Origin of the sequence: Rhodococcus sp. UYP9 (assembly GCF_040547235.1) — a bacterium.
Classification (GTDB): Bacteria; Actinomycetota; Actinomycetes; order Mycobacteriales; family Mycobacteriaceae; genus Rhodococcoides.
This window is the reverse complement of the sequence record NZ_JBEPPH010000001.1, coordinates 553,484-574,579: the sequence shown is the minus strand read 5'-3', so window position 1 is coordinate 574,579 and position 21,096 is coordinate 553,484. Positions and strand designations below refer to the sequence as shown.

29 protein-coding genes are annotated in these 21,096 nt (G+C 63.0%); 14 read left to right on the top strand and 15 right to left on the bottom strand.

Annotation, left to right across the window (positions count from 1 at the left end):
- Positions 1-16 precede the first annotated feature (16 nt).
- From ABIB36_RS02725 to ABIB36_RS02700, 6 genes are all read right to left on the bottom strand, one after another.
- Positions 17-586, bottom strand: coding sequence for a hypothetical protein (locus ABIB36_RS02725; RefSeq protein WP_143542137.1), 570 nt, complete (start codon positions 584-586; stop codon positions 17-19).
- Positions 583-1,371: a MerR family transcriptional regulator gene (locus ABIB36_RS02720; protein WP_354559053.1), complete on the bottom strand. Its 789-nt coding sequence runs from the start codon at positions 1,369-1,371 to the stop codon at positions 583-585. Before ABIB36_RS02720 ends, ABIB36_RS02725 begins: the two co-directional genes overlap by 4 nt.
- Before the next feature lie 68 nt (positions 1,372-1,439).
- Positions 1,440-1,589: a hypothetical protein gene (locus tag ABIB36_RS02715; protein WP_179142314.1), complete on the bottom strand. Its 150-nt coding sequence runs from the start codon at positions 1,587-1,589 to the stop codon at positions 1,440-1,442.
- Between the two features lie 24 nt (positions 1,590-1,613).
- The gene (locus tag ABIB36_RS02710; protein WP_179142315.1) at positions 1,614-2,003 is read right to left on the bottom strand and encodes an STAS domain-containing protein; all 390 of its coding nucleotides are present in this window, start codon (positions 2,001-2,003) and stop codon (positions 1,614-1,616) included.
- A 167-nt stretch (positions 2,004-2,170) separates the two neighbouring features.
- On the bottom strand, positions 2,171-2,602 hold the full coding sequence (locus ABIB36_RS02705) for a PPOX class F420-dependent oxidoreductase (protein WP_354559052.1): 432 nt from the start codon (positions 2,600-2,602) through the stop codon (positions 2,171-2,173).
- Positions 2,603-2,669: 67 nt separating this feature from the next.
- Positions 2,670-3,425, bottom strand: a complete 756-nt coding sequence (locus ABIB36_RS02700) for an IclR family transcriptional regulator (RefSeq protein ID WP_084347154.1) — start codon at positions 3,423-3,425, stop codon at positions 2,670-2,672.
- 76 nt (positions 3,426-3,501) lie between these two features.
- Between ABIB36_RS02700 and ABIB36_RS02695 the strand changes: the two genes are divergently transcribed.
- Complete coding sequence (locus ABIB36_RS02695; RefSeq protein ID WP_084347155.1) at positions 3,502-4,446, top strand: acetaldehyde dehydrogenase (acetylating); 945 nt, start codon at positions 3,502-3,504, stop codon at positions 4,444-4,446.
- Positions 4,443-5,477, top strand: a complete 1,035-nt coding sequence (gene dmpG / locus ABIB36_RS02690; protein ID WP_084347156.1) for a 4-hydroxy-2-oxovalerate aldolase — start codon at positions 4,443-4,445, stop codon at positions 5,475-5,477. Before ABIB36_RS02695 ends, dmpG begins: the two co-directional genes overlap by 4 nt.
- Positions 5,478-5,548: 71 nt before the next feature.
- Here the strand turns inward: dmpG and ABIB36_RS02685 are convergent, their stop codons facing one another.
- Entirely contained in the window at positions 5,549-6,139 is a 591-nt protein-coding gene (locus tag ABIB36_RS02685; protein ID WP_084347157.1) for a TetR/AcrR family transcriptional regulator, read from the bottom strand.
- 90 nt (positions 6,140-6,229) lie between these two features.
- Between ABIB36_RS02685 and ABIB36_RS02680 the strand changes: the two genes are divergently transcribed.
- Both ABIB36_RS02680 and ABIB36_RS02675 read left to right on the top strand, forming a co-directional pair.
- Positions 6,230-7,693, top strand: coding sequence for a flavin-containing monooxygenase (locus tag ABIB36_RS02680; RefSeq protein WP_354559051.1), 1,464 nt, complete (start codon positions 6,230-6,232; stop codon positions 7,691-7,693).
- A 5-nt stretch (positions 7,694-7,698) separates the two neighbouring features.
- Complete coding sequence (locus ABIB36_RS02675; protein ID WP_354559050.1) at positions 7,699-8,118, top strand: protein-tyrosine phosphatase family protein; 420 nt, start codon at positions 7,699-7,701, stop codon at positions 8,116-8,118.
- 9 nt (positions 8,119-8,127) lie between these two features.
- Here ABIB36_RS02675 and ABIB36_RS02670 read toward each other — a convergent pair whose 3' ends face one another.
- A complete protein-coding gene (locus ABIB36_RS02670) occupies positions 8,128-8,763 on the bottom strand; it encodes a TetR/AcrR family transcriptional regulator (RefSeq protein WP_354559049.1) in 636 nt (211 codons plus the stop codon).
- Between the two features lie 112 nt (positions 8,764-8,875).
- Here ABIB36_RS02670 and ABIB36_RS02665 point away from each other — a divergent pair, with 112 nt between their 5' ends.
- Complete coding sequence (locus ABIB36_RS02665; RefSeq protein ID WP_354559048.1) at positions 8,876-10,333, top strand: MDR family MFS transporter; 1,458 nt, start codon at positions 8,876-8,878, stop codon at positions 10,331-10,333.
- Positions 10,334-10,441: 108 nt separating this feature from the next.
- Here the strand turns inward: ABIB36_RS02665 and ABIB36_RS02660 are convergent, their stop codons facing one another.
- Positions 10,442-10,915, bottom strand: coding sequence for a hypothetical protein (locus tag ABIB36_RS02660; protein ID WP_084347161.1), 474 nt, complete (start codon positions 10,913-10,915; stop codon positions 10,442-10,444).
- Between the two features lie 145 nt (positions 10,916-11,060).
- Here ABIB36_RS02660 and ABIB36_RS02655 point away from each other — a divergent pair, with 145 nt between their 5' ends.
- From ABIB36_RS02655 to ABIB36_RS02640, 4 genes are all read left to right on the top strand, one after another.
- Complete coding sequence (locus tag ABIB36_RS02655; RefSeq protein WP_084347162.1) at positions 11,061-11,360, top strand: hypothetical protein; 300 nt, start codon at positions 11,061-11,063, stop codon at positions 11,358-11,360.
- A 74-nt stretch (positions 11,361-11,434) separates the two neighbouring features.
- Positions 11,435-11,950, top strand: coding sequence for an META domain-containing protein (locus ABIB36_RS02650; protein WP_354559047.1), 516 nt, complete (start codon positions 11,435-11,437; stop codon positions 11,948-11,950).
- A gap of 104 nt (positions 11,951-12,054) precedes the next feature.
- Positions 12,055-12,255, top strand: coding sequence for a hypothetical protein (locus tag ABIB36_RS02645; protein WP_084347164.1), 201 nt, complete (start codon positions 12,055-12,057; stop codon positions 12,253-12,255).
- A gap of 312 nt (positions 12,256-12,567) precedes the next feature.
- On the top strand, positions 12,568-13,098 hold the full coding sequence (locus tag ABIB36_RS02640) for a YdcF family protein (protein ID WP_502944869.1): 531 nt from the start codon (positions 12,568-12,570) through the stop codon (positions 13,096-13,098).
- 5 nt (positions 13,099-13,103) lie between these two features.
- Here ABIB36_RS02640 and ABIB36_RS02635 read toward each other — a convergent pair whose 3' ends face one another.
- Positions 13,104-13,466 carry a CrcB family protein gene (locus tag ABIB36_RS02635; protein WP_084347166.1) on the bottom strand — a complete coding sequence of 121 codons (363 nt, stop codon included), beginning with the start codon at positions 13,464-13,466 and terminating at the stop codon, positions 13,104-13,106.
- On the bottom strand, positions 13,463-13,840 hold the full coding sequence (locus tag ABIB36_RS02630) for a fluoride efflux transporter FluC (protein ID WP_084347167.1): 378 nt from the start codon (positions 13,838-13,840) through the stop codon (positions 13,463-13,465). The genes ABIB36_RS02635 and ABIB36_RS02630 overlap by 4 nt, the downstream gene beginning before the upstream one ends.
- A gap of 151 nt (positions 13,841-13,991) precedes the next feature.
- On the opposite strand from ABIB36_RS02630, the gene ABIB36_RS02625 reads away from it, so the two are divergent.
- From ABIB36_RS02625 to ABIB36_RS02615, 3 genes are all read left to right on the top strand, one after another.
- Positions 13,992-14,330, top strand: a complete 339-nt coding sequence (locus tag ABIB36_RS02625; protein ID WP_256895644.1) for an STAS domain-containing protein — start codon at positions 13,992-13,994, stop codon at positions 14,328-14,330.
- A gap of 24 nt (positions 14,331-14,354) precedes the next feature.
- Positions 14,355-14,831, top strand: coding sequence for an ATP-binding protein (locus tag ABIB36_RS02620; protein ID WP_354559045.1), 477 nt, complete (start codon positions 14,355-14,357; stop codon positions 14,829-14,831).
- A gap of 87 nt (positions 14,832-14,918) precedes the next feature.
- Positions 14,919-15,881 carry a protein kinase family protein gene (locus ABIB36_RS02615; protein WP_084347169.1) on the top strand — a complete coding sequence of 321 codons (963 nt, stop codon included), beginning with the start codon at positions 14,919-14,921 and terminating at the stop codon, positions 15,879-15,881.
- A gap of 18 nt (positions 15,882-15,899) precedes the next feature.
- Here ABIB36_RS02615 and ABIB36_RS02610 read toward each other — a convergent pair whose 3' ends face one another.
- The 3 genes from ABIB36_RS02610 to ABIB36_RS02600 all read right to left on the bottom strand — a co-directional run bounded on the left by ABIB36_RS02610 (position 15,900) and on the right by ABIB36_RS02600 (position 17,262).
- Positions 15,900-16,325: a hypothetical protein gene (locus ABIB36_RS02610; protein ID WP_354559044.1), complete on the bottom strand. Its 426-nt coding sequence runs from the start codon at positions 16,323-16,325 to the stop codon at positions 15,900-15,902.
- An 86-nt stretch (positions 16,326-16,411) separates the two neighbouring features.
- Positions 16,412-16,633 carry a hypothetical protein gene (locus ABIB36_RS02605; protein WP_084347170.1) on the bottom strand — a complete coding sequence of 74 codons (222 nt, stop codon included), beginning with the start codon at positions 16,631-16,633 and terminating at the stop codon, positions 16,412-16,414.
- 125 nt (positions 16,634-16,758) lie between these two features.
- Positions 16,759-17,262, bottom strand: a complete 504-nt coding sequence (locus ABIB36_RS02600) for an arsenate reductase/protein-tyrosine-phosphatase family protein (protein ID WP_354559043.1) — start codon at positions 17,260-17,262, stop codon at positions 16,759-16,761.
- Positions 17,263-17,410: 148 nt separating this feature from the next.
- On the opposite strand from ABIB36_RS02600, the gene ABIB36_RS02595 reads away from it, so the two are divergent.
- Complete coding sequence (locus tag ABIB36_RS02595) at positions 17,411-18,745, top strand: Hsp70 family protein (protein ID WP_256895648.1); 1,335 nt, start codon at positions 17,411-17,413, stop codon at positions 18,743-18,745.
- 1 nt (position 18,746) lies between these two features.
- On the opposite strand, the gene ABIB36_RS02590 is transcribed toward ABIB36_RS02595, so the two are convergent.
- Entirely contained in the window at positions 18,747-19,670 is a 924-nt protein-coding gene (locus tag ABIB36_RS02590) for an endonuclease/exonuclease/phosphatase family protein (protein ID WP_256895649.1), read from the bottom strand.
- Positions 19,671-20,081: 411 nt separating this feature from the next.
- Between ABIB36_RS02590 and ABIB36_RS02585 the strand changes: the two genes are divergently transcribed.
- Positions 20,082-21,092, top strand: coding sequence for a DUF1839 family protein (locus ABIB36_RS02585; protein ID WP_502944868.1), 1,011 nt, complete (start codon positions 20,082-20,084; stop codon positions 21,090-21,092).
- Positions 21,093-21,096 lie beyond the last annotated feature (4 nt).

Genomic DNA, 21,096 nt, shown 5'->3' with positions numbered 1-21,096 from the left:
AAGTGGAACACCATGCTCAAGTGCGGGGTGCCTCGGCCTTCATCAGGGCCACGAAGTCCGCCGGGTCGTCGAGACACAGACTGACGTGGCTGACCGAACCTGCCTGTCGATACTTGGGAATAAGCGCAGGCAACTGTGCGTCGACCTGTCTTCGGAGAGTGATGTCGACCGAGGTGCCATTCGCGTTGGGGAGAAACAGGCGCCCGTCACGAAGGGTCGGCGTGGTCTCGGAGAATCGGCGAATCAACGCTACGGACGCAATGTCGTTGCGGCACAGCGACAACACCGTGTACCCAGACTGACGCAGCACGAGGTGTGTGTCGGTCACATAGTGGGGGTGCACACGATGGATTGCTATCGAGCCCAATAGTGCCACCAACGACCAGATCGACACGACCGCGACAAGTAGTCGGAGCCATGGCCACGGCAGAATCAGGTGCAAGACCACTAGTTCGACAAGCGTTGCCACACCGAAAGCGGCGGGTATCGCGAGGGTGCCCTGGTGTGCAACGAGCGGAACCGCATGCTGCGGAACGTCGGTGTGTCCCCGAACCCACCTCCACAACGACAAGTAAGCGCGCATCATCGACCCTCGTGCGGAACGGCTGTCCACCGCCGCTGAACACGAGCAACAACCTCGCGCTGCGCAGGGTCTTCGATGATGTCCTCGAGTGTCATCGCGGGACGGTTATCGGGTGAATCCTCCGGCAAACCCGCGAACCCGTCGGGGTAGAGCGAAATCAGGCTCTGGGCAACATGATCGATCTCGGCTTCTACCGACGCAGGATCGCGTCCTTCCAGCCCCGTCCATTCCGATATCGCCGACAAATATGAGCTTCGGCGTGCGTCGTCAGCGAGCATGGACACATACGAGGACAGCAACTCATCCGGTGCACGACCCGAGATGGCAAGCAGTTCGAGCATGTCGCGTTCACGTCGAAGGCTGTCGGCCAGAGCCTGATCCGCGGAGTTGTCGATCGCGCTGTCCAGAGCTTCGGCAAGATCGGTCGGGAGTGCAGACAACTCAGTTCCCGATGCGGCGCGTTCGAGCATCACGACCAGCCGAGCATGTCGGGCAGCGAGCTTGGCCTGTTCAGCTTCGATCCCGTCGATCAAGGCAGTGAGATCCTCGACGGCATCACTCTTGTCCTCGCAGCCGGCGCTGACCGACAGCACCGTATCCACGGACCCGAGGGGTACCCCGGCGTCGGCGAGCCAACGAATCCTCATCAAGCGAATCAGATCTTCGAGGCGATACTCCCGGTAACCATTCGGCAGTCTCGGGGGCTCATCCATCAACCCCAGGCGGTGGTAATGCCGCACGGTACGGGGGGTGGTCTCGGCGGCCTCTGCCAACTGACTGATTCTCACGCCATCAGTGTCGACTATGACGCTGCGTCAAGGTCAAGGGTTTCGCGGCCGCAATCCCTGCGGGCGGGTTACAAGATCCGGTGCGGCGAGCGATCCGAGGACGGGCGGGATCGGTCGGCGTCGACGAACATCTGCAGAAACGACGTCGGTCTGGACTCTTCGTTGTCCGATGACCCGTGACCGATGTCGAGGGTGCGGGGAAGATCGTGATCTGTCATGGTGGCCTCCTGATTCGGCTGAACTTATCGGGGGAGAAGTGAGGACGGACGATGGTCGACGAGAAGTGCAGCAGCACCTAGGGATTCGATGACCATCCGCGCCGGGCGGGTGGGGGCGAACACACGCACACTGCCGTCGGACGCCAATGCAGAGGTGATGACAGCATTGACCGCACCGGAGTACATGAACGACACCGCGGACAGGTCGATCAGCACATCCGCACCCGAGGCAGTGAGCTGGCCGAGGTTGTGGGTCAATGCAGTTCGCGAAGACATGTCGAGATCGCCGGATACTCGCAGTACGGCGTAGGAATCCGAGTAGGACTCCACTTCGATCGAGTACCGCGGTGTCTGAACTGTCGAATCCGAGACGCGATCTTCCAATACCTGGCGGGCGATGTCGGTAACAGTCATCTTTCGGCACCTTCCCTCGACGTTGCGTGTTCTACATAGCAACCCTGTCAGGGCAAGATCTCTCCGCTGGAACCTCGCGGTCACGATACGGCCACCGAAAAGTAACGAACCAGTAACGACGTGCTGGTTGTGGCGGCTGAAATGCGCCGACGCCTGTGGCTTCCCGGTCAGCCGATGGATTGTCCGTACACGCGCTCGACTGCGATCTTCAAAAGAACTCGACGGTCGGAGACCATCGTCGCGCGATATTCCTCCCAGTTCGGGTGCTCACCGGAGGCCGCTCGGTAGTAGTCGACCAAGGCGTCCACCTCGTCGCCGTGTGGATCGGTCCCCGGGCCCACCAACGTCGCGGTGCCCTCGGCCGTCGCCCACGACCGCCCGTCAGAGCTGGTCACCTCCAGCGTCGCCCGAGGATCGCGTCGTAGATTGTTGGTCTTGGCGCGGCCATCCGTTACCGAGATGAGCATTTCCCCGGACGCCCGGTCGTAGAACGGCGTGACCGGCGACAGCTGCGGTCGACCGTCGGACTTGATCGTCGCGAGAACCCCGAGCCTGCTCGACGCGAGGAGCTCGTGCGGATCGAACTGCGCTTCGGTCATGAACGAACCCCCGGCTGGTATGGACTCATCTGTACTTCGAGCGTAGACCGCAGAGTGGTAGCCCGCCTCAGTTTCCCCGAGCGGTCGACCCACGGGAGAGGACTCGACTCAGGGACAGTGCGGCCGTACGCACGGCAGGGGCGAGCAACTCGGGCCTGAACTGCGCCTTCGGGACGGACACCGACAGTGCTGCAACCGGTTTGCCTGCCATCGTGACAGGAGCTGCCACGCAACACCCGCCGATCGCGGACTCTTCACGCTCGGATGCGACGCCGGTGCGTCGAACCGAATCGATTTCGAGTGCAAGCCTTTTGGGGTCGGTGATCGAATTCGGAGTACAACGCCGCAGCGGCTGGGCAAGCACCTCTGCCACCACGTCCGGGTCCTCGGATGCGAGCAGCGCCTTACCCACCGCCGTACACGTCAACGGCAGCCGTCCGCCGGTGTGCGAGGGAAACGGCATCGCCGAGCGGCCGTGAATCTTCTCCACGTAGACCGCGTCGAACCGATCTCTGACGGCGAGGTGAACCGTCTGCTCGGTCACGGCGAAGAGATCTTGCATGAACGGGAGCGCCGCCGATCGAAGGCTGTGTTTGATGGCGACACGCTCGCCGAGTTCGAACAGTGCCATTCCGAGCTCGAATTTGCTCCCGGTCCGCGTGAGCCAGCCGAGGTCCGCCAGGCTCACCAGCACGCGGTGGGTGGTGGATCTGGGCAGACCCGTCCGAGCGCAGACCTCGGCGAGAGAAAGTGCCGTTCCACCGGGAAACGAGTACAGCACCAGAGCCGACCTCTCCAACAATGACGACCTGTCCCGTTCCATGGGACAGATCCTATGCACCGGAGCGGAGCGTGGATAGCGTCGATACCAACATCGGACACGCGAAGGCGGGCAATATATGAGCACGAAAGTTGCGGTCATCGGATCGGGCAACATTGGTACCGATCTGGTGATCAAGTTGAAAAGGATCGCCAAGAACGTCGAGATTGCCGTACTGGTGGGCATCGACCCCAATTCCGACGGACTGGCTCGCGCCAGGCGGTTGGGAGTCTCCACCGTCGATTCGGGTGTGCAGGGATTGATCGATCACCCCGATTTCGCCGACATCGAGATCATCTTCGACTCCACGTCCGCCCAGGCGCACATAGCGAACGAGGCAGCACTGCGGCCCTACGGCAAGCGCCTGATCGACCTGACGCCTGCCGCCATCGGCCCATTTGTGGTGCCCGCAGTCAACCTCGACGAGCACCTCGACGCACCGATCGTGAACATGGTGACGTGTGGCGGACAGGCGACCATCCCGATCGTCGCCGCGATTTCCTCGGTCACCGACGTGCACTACGCAGAGATCGTGGCATCGATCGCGTCGAAGTCCGCTGGACCCGGAACACGAGCCAACATCGACGAGTTCACCGAAACCACCTCGGAGGCAATCGAGAAGGTCGGCGGAGCTGCGCACGGTAAGGCGATCATCGTCCTCAACCCCGCCGAGCCGCCGCTGATCATGCGCGACACGGTGCTGGCGCTGGTATCGAACCCTGATCAGGACAAGATCCGTCAGTCGATTCTGGACATGGTCGCGAAGGTTTCGGCATATGTGCCCGGCTACCGGCTCAAGCAGGAAGTCCAGTTCACCCAGCTCGACGACGCGGAATCCGTCGCAACCCTTACCGGTGGCGTCGAAAAGGGCCCAGGCCTGTGGAAGGTGTCGGTGTTCCTCGAGGTCGAAGGCGCCGCTCACTACCTGCCCGCATACGCAGGAAATCTGGACATCATGACCTCCGCTGCTCTTCAGGTCGCGGAGAAGCTGGCTGAGAACAAGACTCTGGAGGCTGCACGATGACTCGCCCCAACGCAAACGACGGCGCCGCGCTCTACATCCAAGATGTGACGCTGCGCGACGGGATGCACGCGATGCGTCACCGGATCACCCCGGAAAACGTCGCCCGGATCGCAAGTGCCCTGGACAGTGCAGGCGTCGACGCCATCGAGGTCACCCACGGTGACGGCCTCGCCGGCCACAGCCTCACCTACGGGCCGGGCAGCAACACCGACTGGGAATGGATCGAAGCCGCAGCCGAGGTCGTTCATCGTGCAAAGCTGACGACGCTGCTGCTCCCAGGCGTGGGCACCGTGAAGGAACTCGAGCATGCATTCAAGCTCGGAGTCACCTCCGTCCGCGTCGCGACACACTGCACCGAGGCCGACGTCTCGGCACAGCACATCGGCAAGGCACGCGAACTGGGCATGGACGTGTCCGGCTTCCTGATGATGTCACACCTGGCTGAGCCTGCGAAGCTCGCCGAGCAGGCCAAGCTGATGGAATCCTATGGGGCGCATTGCGTTTACGTCACCGACTCCGGTGGCCGTCTGACGATGGACGGTGTACGAGCACGAGTGCGCGCATACCGCGACGTCCTCGACCCGGAAACCCAGATCGGCATCCACGCCCACCAGAACCTGTCGCTGTCGGTAGCGAACTCGGTTGTGGCGGTAGAGGAAGGCGTCATGCGTGTCGACGCTTCGCTCGCCGGTCACGGCGCCGGTGCAGGTAACTGCCCGATCGAGCCGTTCGTCGCCGTCGCTGACCTCAACGGTTGGAAGCACGGCTGCGATCTGTTCGGCTTGCAGGATGCCGCTGACGACATCGTGCGTCCGCTCCAGGACCGGCCGGTCCAGGTCGACCGCGAGACGTTGACCCTCGGCTACGCGGGCGTCTACTCGAGCTTCCTGCGTCACGCCGAGTCCGCTGCCAAGCAGTACGGACTCGACACTCGTGCGATCCTGCTCGCCGTCGGCGAACGCGGACTCGTCGGCGGTCAGGAAGACCTGATCACCGATATCGCACTGGATTTGGCTGCCGCTCGCAAGTAGTCTTCACGCAACAAGTACCCCGGGTGTGGTCCGCTACGACAGGGACCGCACCCGGGGTTTCTGCTTTTCGGTCAGGTGGCGATCACGTGTCTGACGATCGTGTGTACGAGGTCTTCGATGGAGATATCGGGATCGAAGGCTCGTTGAACCCCGATCCCCAGACAGAGGCCCACGACGATGTCGGCAGACTTCTCGGGAGTATCGGCCAACTCGACGTCGAGTCTGCGAGCGAAGTCGGCCAACATATAGGCCGCCGCGGCGCGAAGTTGGCGGTTGGACTCCCTGATCTCTTCCTCGATCACGGGATTTACGCGGCCACGCGCGCCGAACTCCATTTCCAGTAGCGCCCAACGGCGGTCGCCGATCGCGTGCTCGCACCACTGGCGAACGGCCGACTCGAACGTATCGACGCTGGTGATGCTCACGGTGAGTTGGGCAGCCTCGGTCAGCTTGTGTGCGCGGATCCCCCGAATGACGTCGCGGCAGAGTTCGTCTTTCCCGCCGAAGTTCGAATAGACGGCGCCCTTCGAGTATCCGGCTTCCTCCGCGATCCGGTCGACGGAGGTATCCGCGTAGCCGCGGTCGAGGAAGTGTTCGGTTGCGACGTCCAGCAGGGCCGCCCGCGTTCTCTCCCGAGACTCCTCGCGGGTCAGTCGCGCCATGCCTTCGCCTCCTTCGATTGACTTTCGGATACCGATGGTATTTCAATGCTCATGGTACTTGAACCGTCTCGATCCGAGGAGCACACGCGAATGACCCACACTCTCGACGGTGAGTACGACGCCGTCATCGTCGGCGCAGGTATGTCCGGCATCGCCGCCTATCGAGCGCTGCGCGAGGAGGGTGTGCAGAGCATTCTGATCATCGAACGAGCCGCCGAGTTCGGTGGCACCTGGCGCGAGAACACCTACCCCGGATGCGAATGCGACGTGCCGTCGCCGATCTACTCGTACACCGATGCCCACAACGCCGACTGGTCGAAACTCTATGCAAACCAACAGGAAATTCAGCGCTACCTCGTCGACACCGCCGAGCACTGGGGCGTGCGCGACGCCGTACGGTTCGGCGTCACCTTCCTCGGCGCGCACTGGGACGACGCGAACGGCCAGTGGAAGATCCGAACCGATGCCGGAGATGTCACGGCAACTCTCGCGATCGGCGCAGCCGGACCGTGGAGCACACCGTCCGTTCCCGATCTCCCCGGCGCGGCCGACTTCGGCGGTGTCACCTTCCACTCCGCACGCTGGCGACACGACGTCGACCTGTCCGGCAAACGCGTCGTCGTCATCGGAACAGGCGCATCCGCAGTGCAATTCGTGCCCGAGATCGTCGACGCCGCCGAACACGTGACGATCTATCAGCGCACGCCGCAGTGGGTACTCCCGAAGCCGAACTACCATCAGCCCACAGCATTCCGTTGGCTACTGCGACGCAGTCCCGCAGTCGCTCGCATCCAGCGCGCCGTCATCTACCGCATCCTCGAACTCGTCGCGTTCGGAACCCGGCACAGCAGAGCAATGAAAATTGCCCACACCATCGGCCGTTGGCAGATCAAACGTCAGATCAGTGATGCCGATCTTCGTGAGATCGTCACTCCCGAATACGTTTTCGGATGCAAACGTCCACTGTTCGCCAACACCTGGTATCCGACACTCGACCGCGCCGACGTCACAGTGCGCCCGAGCGGCGTCGCCCGCCTCACCGAAACCGGAGTCATCGGAACCGACGGCATCGAAGTGCCCGCCGACGTCATCATCTACGGCACCGGCTTCCACATCACGGATATGCCTCTGGCAGAACAAGTATTCGACGCAGACGGGCTGAGCCTGAGCGACCACTGGCGCGGCAGCCCCAAGGTCTACCTCGGAACCACCACCCACGGCTTCCCCAACTTCGCGATCCTGCTGGGCCCAGGACTGGGGACCCTGGCGTCCGCCTTCACCGTCACCGAAACGCAGCTGGGTCTGATCAGGTCCCTCGTGCGCACCACCCGCGAACTCGGTGCGAAAGTATTCGACACCCGTGCCGATGCCGAACAGACCTACAACAACGACCGAACGGACGCCCTCGCCACGACCGTCTACAACATCGGCGGTTGCACCAGCTACTTCATCGACAAAACCGGCACCAACAGCTTCAGCTGGCCCTGGTCCACAGATACCATGCGTCGACGCCTGCGCACCGCCGACCCCGCCGCATACGAATTCACCAGGTAGATCCGATGTGGGACGAGGACGCAGCCGGAGTCATGCCACTGCCGTCGGGACGCCTGATTCGGGGGAGGGGGCTGCGCACAGCGCTGCCGGCCGGACCGCAACCCGAGTTCGGTATCTACCTGACGGGTCGCGACCCGGGACCGTTCGATTGGCCGAGCCGGTGGGTTCGATGGCCCGACTTCTGGCTCCCACTCGACCGAACGCAGTTTGCTGCAGCTCTCGAAGAAGCACTCCACCGAGCGGACGGCGAGCGGGTCGAGATTGCCTGCGGCGGCGGTTACGGCCGAACGGGGACGGCGCTCGCATGTGCAGTCGTGCTCGACGGAATCCCGAACGTCGACGCCGTCCGGTACGTGCGTGACCACTACTCGCACCGGGCCGTCGAAACTTCCTGGCAGCGAAGGTTCGTCGCACGTTGGCGGTGACGCTGGGTTTCAGTCGCGAACCAGGCGCCGAAGATCGGACCGAACTGCGCGATAAACAGTGACGAGATCGGCGGACTCGTCACCCCCGTCGACCACCTCCGCCCAGCGGTCCACCGCGATTCGGAGGGTCAATGCCGCCGTCTCGATGAGTAGGCGAGCGGTAGAAGGTACGTCCAGTTTCGTCGCCACCCTCTCGGCCAGACAGGCCAGCATCACCGCGTCTGCGGCGTAGGCAGCGGATCGCACCTGAGCGTCCGACAGGACGAGTCGTCGAACCCGCAGCAGTCGTTCAGCGCTGCCGTCGGACGCCGTAGCGAATCGAACTACAGAGCGTTCGTAGATGTTCTCGATCGCGTCGAGTGTGATGCGTTCCGATGCCGAAGACTCGAGCCATTCGGTGAACTCGGCCTCGAACTCGATATCAGCGATCAGTACCGATTCCTCTTTGGTTGCAAAAGACCGGAAGAAGGTACTCGGCGACACTCCGGCTCGACGGGCGATGTCGTCGACTGTCGTGGCGGCAGCTCCCTGAAGTTCGAACAGGTCAAGGGCAGCCTCCGATATCTCACGTCGGGTTTCCCTACGCCGTCGTTCGCGCAGGTCGGGGACTGCGCTGATGGCAGCGTCCGTCTTGTGTGCGCCCACTGGCCACCTCCTGTCGTTCCGGCGTCAACTTACCAGCGAGAATCGAATTGACAGTCACTGTCATGCTGCGTGAAACTATCGCAACTGTCGAGACCAACCGGAGAGTTACTTCATGCAGACACAAGACACCGTCCCCGAGGAAGAGCTGTCCTCGGCGAGCAAGATGTTGATCGCCGTCTTGGTAGTCGCTTCCTTCGTGATGATTCTCAACGAGACGATCATGAGCGTCGCGCTGCCCAGGCTCATGGTCGACCTAGCCATCACTGCCACTACCGCGCAGTGGTTGACCACTGGGTTCATGCTCACCATGGCGGTCGTCATCCCGACGACGGGGTACCTGTTTCAGCGTTTCACCCTGCGGCAGATGTTCATCACTGCGATGACCTTGTTCAGCGCCGGAACGTTGCTGGCAGCCTTAGCACCTGGATTCGAACTCCTGTTGGCGGGCAGAGTGATTCAGGCCGGCGGCACCGCCATCATGCTCCCGTTGCTGATCACCACCGTGCTCGGGCTCGTCCCAGTGCACCAGCGCGGCAAGATGATGGGTGTCATCTCGATCGTCATCGCCGTCGCGCCTGCCGTCGGCCCCACAATCTCCGGCATCGTGCTCGACTCGTTCGCCTGGCGCGCGATGTTCTGGTTGGTGCTGCCGATCGCACTCGTTGCGTTCGGGGTGGGAGCGGCACTGGTGAAGAATGTCGGCGCGACGGGCAAGCCCCCGTTCGATGGCCTATCGGTTGTACTGTCCGCGTTCGCATTCGGTGGAATCGTCTACGGCCTCGCCGGCATCGGCCATTCCTCCGAGGGGTCGCCCGTGCCGGTATGGCTACCACTCGTCATCGGCGCTGTTGCACTGGTTGTCTTCGTGCTCCGACAGATATCGCGACAGAAGGAGGGACGCGCCCTCCTCGATCTACGTCCATTCTCCACGCCCGCGTTCAGTATCGGGCTCGGGCTGCTGGCGGTCAGTCTCATGACCCTGTTCGGGGCACTGATCCTCCTGCCGATCTACTTGCAGAACGTGCGTGGACTCGACACTCTCACAACAGGTCTCATGCTGTTGCCGGGCGGCTTGATGATGGGAATCCTCGCTCCGTTCGTCGGTCGAGCATTCGACCGGATCGGCGCCCGACCACTCGTCGTGCCCGGCACCATCGTCGTCAGCGCTGCGTTGTGGCTCATGACCTCGCTCGACGCGGAGTCCCCGCTTGCGATGGCCATCGGCATCCATGTCCTGTTGTCGATCGGTCTCGCGTTGATCATGACGCCACTGATGACGTCGTCGCTGGGATCGCTGTCCAGGGATCTGTATTCGCACGGCAGCGCGATCCTCAATACCGTCCAGCAACTGGCCGGTGCAGCAGGCACCGCACTTTTCGTGACGGTCATGTCCAATACCGCTGCATCGAAACTTGCCGGCGGTGCAGAAGGAATCAGCGCGAGCGAGTCCGGCGTCCAGGCAGCCTTCGTCTGTGGAGGCGGAATATCGCTCGTCGCGGTTGCAGCGTCCTTCTTCGTCCGGCAGACGGAGCAGGAGCCATCCGAAGCCGAACTGGCCGCCGCCCACTGAATTCGCTTCTCGCAGTTTCGACGGCTTCGGTTCGACGGCTTCGGTTCGACGGCGAGATGTGTACTTTCTCGCCGTCGAGGCGAGTGTCGGCTCGCTACCGATATCGGCCTAAGCAGGTGGCTGACTGAGCGAGAATCCGCACTTCTCGGTCGCGTACTTGTTGACCCGATCGCTGGCCGCCATCGCGTCCTGCGCGGTGTCGGCGTCCATCGATGTCGTCGACTTTTCGGTGAAAGCCTCGTACGTCGGCGCATCGGCAGCAGTGCTCGTGGCGACGACGCTGGCATCCTTGAGCTTGGCGAGATCGGGCGAGACATCGGGATCGTTGGCGTCGATCGCCGGGTCGTAATGCTCGCTCAGGCCGTCCGCGTACGTCTTCAACGATGCCTGCATCGCAGGCCAATCGCTCGGGTCTCCGGCCAGGGTGCTCATCGAGGAAGTTTCGAAGTCCGCAATGTCCTGCAGTTGTGCGCAGATATCTACCTCTGGGGCAGCATCTGCACTGTCGTCCGATCCGCAACCGGCCAGCCCCACGGAGACAGCGGCAGCAATGCACAGGACGGGTAAGGACGAAAGCTTCATGCGGGTATGTCTCCAAACGGATCGGGGCGTAGGTCCGCATAACCGTCACAGGAGAGGGTGCCTCTTGTCGAGTCGGACATCCACTTGTTGGGAAATGTCACCACGCCGGATTGAGTACGAGCCGATTCGAACGTATGGTCGAACAATGGCTGCGCGTAGATCGAGAGGAGGTGCAGATTCGCAACGACCGTTCGAGGTGCTCACCCCGTCGGTCAAGGTGTTGATCGACCTGGCGATCCTCTATCCGCAGCCACCGCACCATCATGGCAACTACACCGCGGAGGGGTTCGACGTCAGAAAAGTGGTGCCCGGCGACTTGACGGAATGGTCGATGACAGTCGACGGCGACTGGATCGGCAGAGTCACCTACGAGCTGATGTCCAAGGATCGTAGTGAGACAGTCACGCACTGGGTGCCGAGTCGGGTACTCAAACCGTTGCACTGAACCGGTCGGATGATCCCAGTACAGTGCTTGCGGGCGCGTACTCGGGCCCGTCGAATCTGCCAGGGAGTGCATCGATGACATTCGTTCGAGTCGGCGTAGTACGTAACAGCGTGACGATCGCGCTCGTCCTCGCCTGTCTATCGGCATGCGGTAAGGGCAGTGACTCGTCGGCGACAGTGTCGGAGAGTGCTTCGGTAAGTGCTTCGGAAAGTGCTGGAGCGCAACCGGATACCGACGCGGAGACATTCGAGCAGTTCGAGGCGGCCGAGGTGAGCGGACATGCGCTCGTGCCAGGCACCTCGATGAAGATCTCGATAGCGACCACCGGCGATTCCGTCGCATTCAACGCTGGATGCAACACATTCTTCGGAGCCCTGAACAACGAGGCCGGGGTCATCGACGGACCCGGATCCGAAGCGTCGAACGGTCCGATGGGATCGACGATGATGGCGTGCGACGATGCGCTGATGGAGCAGGACCGCTGGCTGCAGGAATTCCTCGACTCCACACCCGTATGGACACTCGGTGAAGACACCGTGACGTTGAGTTCGCCGGCCGGATCGATCACTGCCACTCGCGTCGAGGGCTGAGCTGCGGCATTTTTCCCCGGCAGCGCAGAGGGTTTGGGGCCCGATCGTTGGGGTATACGCTCCATTCGCGGTAGCCGAAGGTCGGCTACGGGAGGGGTTACATCATGCGGTTCGTCACTCTGATCGTCCTTATATGGCTCGTGGTCGGAGGTATCGCAGTATTCCAACGCGGATACGTCTCCAGTGCACCCGAGAACTGCGCAGGTGTCGGCACGATCGCTCTCACGGTCGTCGCAGGCCCGCTCAACTACGCAGGCGTCAACCCGAAGGTCACGGACTGCAATCTGCCGCAGCCGAGCCAGTAAGTCATTCGCGCGACCGGCTGCCGTTTCGGCGGCCGGTCGGCGCGTGAATGGTCCATTCATGCGGTCGGTTTGCCGTTTCGGCGGCCCACCCATCGCTTCAATGTGACATTCATACGATCTGATGTCTTCGGTGGTCCATTCAAGCGGGGAGCGCGGCCGCCCTACCGCGTGAATGGTCCATTCAAGCGGACGGATGGCCAGTTGACAGCGGCCACCCCGCAGGTGACGTTGGTCGCTGAAAATGCACCGGTCGGCCTCGCTGATTAGGCTCGAGGTGTGATTCGCCGGAGCCCTTTGGTCATTGTTGCCATCATGCTTCCGGTTCTACTTGTCTCGCTGATCGGATTCGGCGGCTACCTGACGTTCACGAGGGCCGCGATCGACCCGGTGACCTCTGCGGACGCGATCATCGTTCTGGGCGGTGAGCACGATGGCCGAGAGGCGTACGGCGTGTCGTTGGCCGAGCAAGGTGTTGCCGACACCGTGGTGCTGTCGGATCCTTACGGTGCCAAGGATCCGGTCATGAAGAAGTACTGCGACAAGAAGACGTCGAAGTACACCGTGCTGTGTGTCGATCCGGTCCCCAGCACGACTCGTGGGGAAGCCATCTTCACCCAGCAGCTTGCGCAGGAACGTGGTTGGAAGCACGTCATCGTCGTGAGCTGGCGTTACCATCTGCCGCGCGCTCGCTTCATTTTCGGTCAATGCTTCGACGGCGAGGTCATCATGCGTCCGGTCCCACGCACCTATGACTTTTCGCTCGTGCAATGGGAATACACCTACCTGTATCAGATTGCGGGCTTCGTCAAAGCCGGCGTGCAGGGTGGATGCGGCAACGTCTGAGTGAGTCAGAGTTTGCTGTAGAGCGTGACACCGGACTTCCACAGTAGGAACCCGAGCATCGCGCAGGCGATCGCACCGACGACATTGGCGGTGAGAAACAGTGCCGCCACTCGAAACCGTCGTCGACGCGCGTACCCGACCGTCAGCAGAGCGACCGAGGACATCGGCGCCAGCGAGGCGAGGAAGCCGAAACCGGCGAGGCCGAGGATCCACTGCGGGGGCGACGCGGCCACGAAGAACCCGAGCACTCCGCAGGAGACCATTGTCAGCAGGAGGACCCGTCGACTGTCGGTGACCGAGCCGGTGATCACGTAATGCGCGAGAGCTCCGCACGCGCCACCGATGGCGACGAGGAGCAGCACGGTCATCCGACGGACTCGTGGGGGCGAGTGATGAGCGCGCCGATGCCGAGCGCTGCGACGGCCACGATGGGTGTCACCACGATGTAGACGACCGAATTCCACGCATTGTCATGCGTGACTCCCTGCAGCGCATAGAAGCTGAACGTGGTGAAACCGCAGGACGTCCCGATGACAAGGGGCCGCAGGATCGGTGCTGCGCGGCCGGACAGATAACCCAACGTGGCGCCGAGTAGTAGGCACCCGACCACGTTGATCGAAAACGTGCTCAGCAGAAGCCATCGTGCGGACTCGCGCCGATCCCAGATTTCGTAGCGGACCATCGCCCCGAGTGCACCGCCGAAGGCGACCGCGGCGGTGGCGGGAAATCTGTCGTAGCTCATCGCATTTCACCCTAGTGTGAATCGGCAGCGACGCCAGGTGAGAGAGCATCCGGCGTCGAGAATCACACCAGATGAAGGGACTTGCGTTCCTCGGGTATGTTTGTCGACTGTGACGCTTGACGAGTCAGGGCTCGGCCCTCAACATTTCGACGTGGCTGTTCAGTGGCGTGGCACTGCGGCCATCGTGACGGTCTCCGGTGAGCTCGATTTGGTGACCGCACCGCAGCTGACGGAATCGGTCGAGTTGGTCTGCGGGAAGCAGCCGACGGCCCTCGTCATCGATCTTTCCAGCGTCGGATTCCTCGCTTCGGCGGGAATGTCGCTGCTGGCCTCCACACATCAGAAACTCGGTGACACGGCAGGGTTTGCCGTGGTCGCGGACGGCCCAGCCACGGGCCGGCCACTGACGCTGGTCGGGCTCGATCAGCTATTCGGAATCTTTGCGACGGTAGAGGAGGCGCTGGATGCGCTTCAGGTGGGTAAATCCTGACGCTTTGGGTATGACGGAGCAATGATGGCAATTGTGTTCGGTGGGAGCGACCCGACGGTCCCTCCTGCCACCGAACCGAACTCCAGCCCGCGACTCGAGGACGTCATGCACCTGGACTTCGACGGGGAAGCGGCCGTGGCAGATCGAGCGTCTGCACTTCGGATCGCGCTGAACCAGTGGCTGACCGGTCTCGACGTGGACCCCAACCGTGTCTACGACGTGGTGTTGGCTACCTATGAGGCGCTGGCCAATTCCGTCGAGCACGCGTACGCCGGAGCATCCGGGCCGGGGACGTTGGATCTGCATGCGCAGTTCGTCCCGGCGACCGGCTCCATCGAAGTGGTCATCTGCGACCACGGTGAGTGGGCTGTCCATGCGCCCGACTCCACCCGTGGACGGGGTGTCCCCCTGATGCATGCGCTCGCCGACACGACAGCCGTGACATCCGATCACGATGGCACAACGGTCCGCCTCATCTGGGACGCACCTGTATCTGTCTGACCGCAGTCGCACTACCCGACTTCGGTCAATGCCATGACATGCACATTGTGAAGTAGCACAATCGCTCCATCGGGACATAGTCCGAGGGTGGAGGCGCAATTGAATGCTTCGCAGGTGCCGGGTGCCGTGGTTGCGGACCGGTATCGATTGCTGCAGCGTCGCCCGTCCATCGGCTGGGGCGCCCGTTGGCGTGCCAAGGACCTGACCTCCGGTCGTGACTTTTCCCTATCGCTGTTCCGCACCACGGTAATCCAGTCCCATGACCCGCGCCCCGACGCGATCAGAAGATTCATCGAGACCGCGCGTGCATACGGTCGAGGAAGACAAGGACAGTTCGACGTCCTGGAGGCGACGCCGTACGTCGCCGTGGTCGAGGAACTCGGGTCTCGCCGTCCCTTCGCTCCACCGATCGAGGCGCCGCCAGACCCCGATGCCGCAGGGCCACGTCGACAGTTGACGTGGGTGCTCGCTGCGGGCGCAGTGATCGGGGCCTTCGGCTTGCTGGGGTGGTTACTGTCCACCACGTTGCTGGCGAACAACCTCGGCGACGTATCCAACGTGGCCGCGGCACCGGAACTGCCGTCGGCGATGCCTACCAAGCCACCGCCGGCACCCGCACCGATTCTGCCGGCCGGCGCCGAGGTGTGGTCCGCGGTACGCAGCCCGGACAACCCAGAAGATGCGAGACTGGCCATCGATGCCAACCCGGCGACCGCATGGTCCACGGACAACTATCGGAGCCCCTTCGGCACGACCAACAATGGAATCGGCCTCCTGGTGAACTTCGCTTATCAGGTGGACTTCGACGAAGTCTGGGTTTCGACCCCGGTGGCCGGGACGACCGTGGAGATCCGGACGCCACCGGAACCGGACGGCACGCTGAGCTCGACGCGTGTCCTCGGGTCCGCTGTCACGGGCCGCGGCGTGACGACCATCCCGACCGAGGTGGTTCCGGGTTCACGTGCGGTGTTGGTGTGGGTGGCCGCGCTTGCTCCCGCCACATCCGGATTCGCGTCCGAGATATCGGAAATCGGATTCACGCCCGCCTGAGGGCGAAGGCAGAACTCCTCAGCGCTTCGGCGTGGTCACTTTCGAGGAGGTTGCGGGTTGCTGTCCGCTGGTGCTGCTGCGAGGTACCTTCGTCGACGACGATTCGGTAGTACTCGCCCCGGGTGTCGCCTTGGCCGTCGTCGTACCTGAAGGTGTGGTTCCCGGGGGAGTCGTGGTGGGCTGGGGAGTGGTGGTGGGCGGGGTTGTCGTTGTGGGCTTGGGCGTCGTGGGGACCGCCACCTTCCACGTCGGCGACGGCGGGACGAGGATGCCGGTGGAGGGTGCGGCGCGCACAGCGGAGCTCAGGTCCGATCGCAGGGCCGGGGGGTGCACCGTGGTGGTCGTATCGGAGAACGCTCCGCCCAGCGCTCCGATGGTCAGTCCGACGGCTACTGCGACACCTGCGATTGCCACCGCCGATACCGCGATGACTTTGTCGCGCATGTAGATCAACCCTCACTCCGGTTCCCGCCGGCCAAGTTTCCGCGGAAATGACCTGCGAACGCTACCGCAGAAAGAGGGAGTGGTGCTCAGCCGGCAGCGGCATCGCCGCGTGCTGCGGTACGGCGGCCTCCACCGAATCGGTGCTCCCATACGCCGCCTACGAGACGGTGACCTTGCCATCGACGCCCGCGGAGGGCCTTACGGTGCACGGTCGTCATGCGGACGGCCCACGTCATCGCTTTGCTGTCGGTCGGAAGCTCGGCTTCGGCGAGTACTTCGTCCTCGGTTCTGACCTGATACATCGGCATGTGTCACATCTTGCATCATGCGACGGCAAATTTCCTATCGGAAAGATACCGGACCGTACGTTTGACCGATACCGCGTATCCGGTGGTCAAGCTAACTGCTCGATGGGATTCAAACGGACCGCGAGTCATATCAACCGAAGTATTTCGGGCAGAGTATCGGCTATTTGCTGTCCGATTTCCTCGTACATCTCGTGCGCCCGCTTGTACGGATCCTCGATGTCCAAGGTCGATACCGAGTGTTTCGCACGGGCGTCGGCGATCTGGTCGAGCGAGGTGGCTTCGGAAGACCGCACCAGCTCTGCAGCCTCGAGCAACGTGAACGTCCGACGCAACCTACGAGGCGCGATGCCCAGCACGGCGTCGCGGTGGCGGCTGGTCATGGTGAGGATCAGGTCCGCTTCCTCCGCCATTCGAGGCGAGATGCGTCGCGCGACGAACCCTTCCTCGTCCCCGCCGAGTTGACGCAGCACGGTGGCCGCGGACTGGTCCATGGGGTGACCGGTCAGCCCATGGGTACCAGCGCTGGAAGCGGTCAACGTCAACCCCCTTTCGGCGGCGTACGCCACGGCCAGACGTTCGGCGGTGGGGGAGCGGCAGATGTTGCCTGTACAAACGAAGAGGATATGCACGGGGTCTACGTTACGGCGATCGCCATCGAGCAACGGCCGCGCTACAGTATTGCCGAGTGGGGGCACCGAGAGTGGATCTTTGTATCTCTTTCTTCGGCGAGTCCCAGTGGCGTGCGCTCGAGACGTGCGCCTCCAAGTGAGGCAGGTCATGACTGAGGTTCTCGGTGTTTCGGTGGGGTCGAGTGCCGTCCGCATGGCTCGTCCCGACTTGCGGATGTACTCGGCAGGCAGGCAGGGTCTCGATTTCTACAGTGACACGGTCGACGCCTACTGGCAGGACTGCGCGGAAGACGTAGCCGCCGAGTCGATCGGTGTGGTCCTCTCCCAGCGCAACGGATGCCCTGAAGTCGAGGCGACCGGCGTCGCCTACCGCGATCAGCAGCAGTTCGGTGAGATTCAGCAGGCGATGGCGAACCAGCGTCTCTACAACTACCGGCTGGTCCCCGAGGCCAGAGCGGCTCTGGCCTACCTGGAAGCGTCAGGCGAGCTGGCCAACTTCGGCACGATCGGGCTGTACGACCTGGGAAGCTCCGGTCTGACCATCAGCGTGATCGATCGCGCGAGCGGTGACGTGTTGCTGGCCGAAAGAACCACCGACATCAGCGGTGACGATTTCGATCGGCTCATCTGCGACAACCAACTCTCCAGGCGCGGGGCCGAGCCACCTCCCGCACTCGGTATCGCAGAGTTCACCAGCCGGTGCCGTATCGCGAAGGAACAACTGTCCGTCAACGGCGCAGTCTGCCTTCCCGGTGACAGCGGCGTCATCCTCATCTCCCGTGAGGCGTTCGAGGCACTCGTCACGGTCCCCATCGAGTATTCGGCACGGTTGCTTCGGGATGTGCTCACTCGATCGCCGCAGTACGTCGATGCCGTGTTCCTGATCGGCGGTGGCGCTCGGATTCCGTTGGTCGAAAACATCATCAGGTCGTGGACCGGACTGCCAGTGGTGACGCCTCGTGATCCCGAGTCCGTCGCAGCCAAGGGTGCAGCCCTGCTCGCGACGCCGGTGGAGAACCTGGCCACCGAGGCCGCATCGTCTTTGGCGCTCACCGGTGCCCCCGAATGGCTGAGCCCGGAGCCCGCCGACAGACCTGTGACGTCCACTCGAAAGGTTCGCGGCGCGGCGCTCGTTGCGGCCGGGCTGGCAGCCATTGCCGCCCTCGGTCTCACCCTCGGGTACGGCAATTCGGACAACTCGACAAGTGCGCCCACAGACAACGTCGAACCTACGACGACCGTGCCGTCGACGACACGTCCCGCGCCGTCCACCACCACGGTGCCCCGGCCGACGCCCCAGCCGGTGGTTCCGGCGCCGGAGCCGGTCGAGACCTACGAGGCACCGCAATACGAGGATCCGACGCCCGCTCCTGCACCACCGCCGGCACCCGAGCCCCCGCCCCTGATACCGGGTCTACCTGGCCTGAAGCTTCCACAGTTCCAGCTACCCCCGCCGCCGGTGTTCGAGCTGCCGAGGTTCTAGTTCACGCGCCCGGCAGCCGAAGTCGGGCGGACACCGCGAGGTGGTCGGAGTCGGGGATCTGGACGGGGTGCACCTCGAGTGCGTCGACCGTATCGCTCGTCACCACGTGGTCGAGCTGCGCCAGCGGACGGTCCGACGGGAAAGTGCGGAACAATCCCGAACCCGCGCGTTCGGCGGCGTCGACGAAGCCCGCGCTCGCCAGATCGCGGAACTGTCGATGGTCGCCCGTGGCGTTGAAGTCCCCGGCCACCAGCACTGTTCCCGGGTAGGACTCCATCGAGGCGCGCATGCGGTCGAGGTCCTTTGCCCACTGCACGGTGTCGCGTGGTGTTGCAGGCGACATGGCATGAAACGCCACCACGGTCACCGCGACGCCGTCGATGACGGTATTCGCCTGAACCGGTACGAAACCGAAGTCGGACAGTCGCGTGCCGTCGGTGAGCGGAGTCCTGCTCCACAAGCCGGTGCCGTCCGAGACGGGCAGCGCGGCGGTGAAGCTGTAGGGCAGCAGATCGTCGATCCCAGCGCGGGTGAGGTCGTCGACCTCGGCGGGGGTGAGTTCTTGTACGGCGAGAAGATCGGCATCGCTCGTACGGATCTCGTCGACGATCGCTGCGGCGTCGGCCTCACCGTGCGCGACGTTGACCGTCAGGACAGTGATGTCCTGCCCGGTGGCGGTCGCGGTGTCCGCGATGAACCGGGGGATCTGGATGCCGACGAGGAGGATCGCGAGCGTTACTGCCGTGACCAGGCCGACGCGCGAGCGTGTCACGGTAAAAAGGATCGCCGCCACGGCGGCGAACACTGCGAAGTAGGGGGCTCCGACGACGAGGGCCACCAGCATGATCTGCGTCACGCCCAGTTGGCGAACGGCCAGCATCGCGATGGTGAAAATCAGGATCGCCCATGCAACTACAAGTGCCATCCCACGTAAGACGCGTCGCACTGTGGCGCCTCCGGTTTTATGAGCCGCACGCGGCAATAGTTGACTGAATCATTGGCTAGACTCACGTTTATGGCCAGCTCAGACGCGGTATGCAAGTGTCGTCATCAGCGGACTGCGCATCAGCATTACCGCAAGGGAAGCGACTGCTCGCTCTGTGATTGCAGCCGTTTCCGACGGCCCGTTGTGTCACGCCTTATCAGTCAGGCCAACCGCCAGCTTCAGCGCCTCAAATAATTGTACAGTCTTCGATTGGACGCTAAACAGACCGATTGTTTAGTATTGAGCCCTCGATCCAGGCAAAATGGGCAATTCGGCTTCGAGCCCTGAGCTTGTCATCCGGCAGGAGGCATAGTGGCGTCAGACAGTTCGGTCATCTCCAGGTATGCCGACGTGGTCGCGTCGGACGGCACTACCGAGGCAGTACGTCGGTCTTCCACCGAACTACGCCTGCTGAGCCTGAACCCCTCGACGTACGAGACTCATTCCATCCACTCCCACGAACGGGTATGGACCGAAACCAACTGCTATGTCGATCTGTGGATCGAACTCCTCCATTCGCTGGGCGCCGACCCGATTCCTGCATTGGCATTCGTGTTGAGCGCCGGTTGCGACGGTCGGCAGTGGGACTTCGTCAAGATGCAGTCCGAGGATCTCCGCGCGCTCTACGGCATCGACGTGCACGAGATGAACGTGTGGCGTCCGATCCTCGACCACATCCGCGAGGGGCTCGAGGACAGTGTGCTCGTCACCGTGGAGGTCGACGGCTTCTGGTTGCCCGACACCTCGGGTACCAGTTACCGCAACAACCACACCAAGACCACCATCGTTCCGAACTCGCTCGACGAGACCGAGAAGGTGCTCGGCTACTTCCACAACCGCGGTTACTTCGAGCTTTCGGGCGCAGATTTCGACGGCGTGTTCAATCTCGCCCCCGCTCCGCATCCCGAGGTCCTGCTTCCGTACGTCGAGCAGATCAGGCTCGGCCGCAACACCATCGCGAGCGGTGCGGGGGACCGCGATCTCGACCTTGCGCGTGCGCACTTCGCGCGGAGGCCGTCGAACAACCCCGTCGACGCGCTTGCTCGACGCGTCATCGCCGATATCCCACTGGTTCAGCGGTCCGGTCCCGACGCATTCCATCTGTGGTCGTTCGGTCTGCTCCGTCAGTGCGGCGCGAGCGCCGAACTCGCCGCCGACCTCTGCGGGTACCTCGAGGCCCGCGGTGTGGCCGGTATCGGCGCGGCCGTGCCTCATTTTCTGCAGGTGGCTCAGGGCGCGAAAGCCGTTCAGTTCCGCATGGCCCGCGCCGCGCGCGGGCGTGCGGTGTCACTCGAAGATCCGCTCGCAGCGATGACCGCGAGCTGGAGTGCAGCGATGGATGTCATCTCGATCGCTCTGTGAGTGC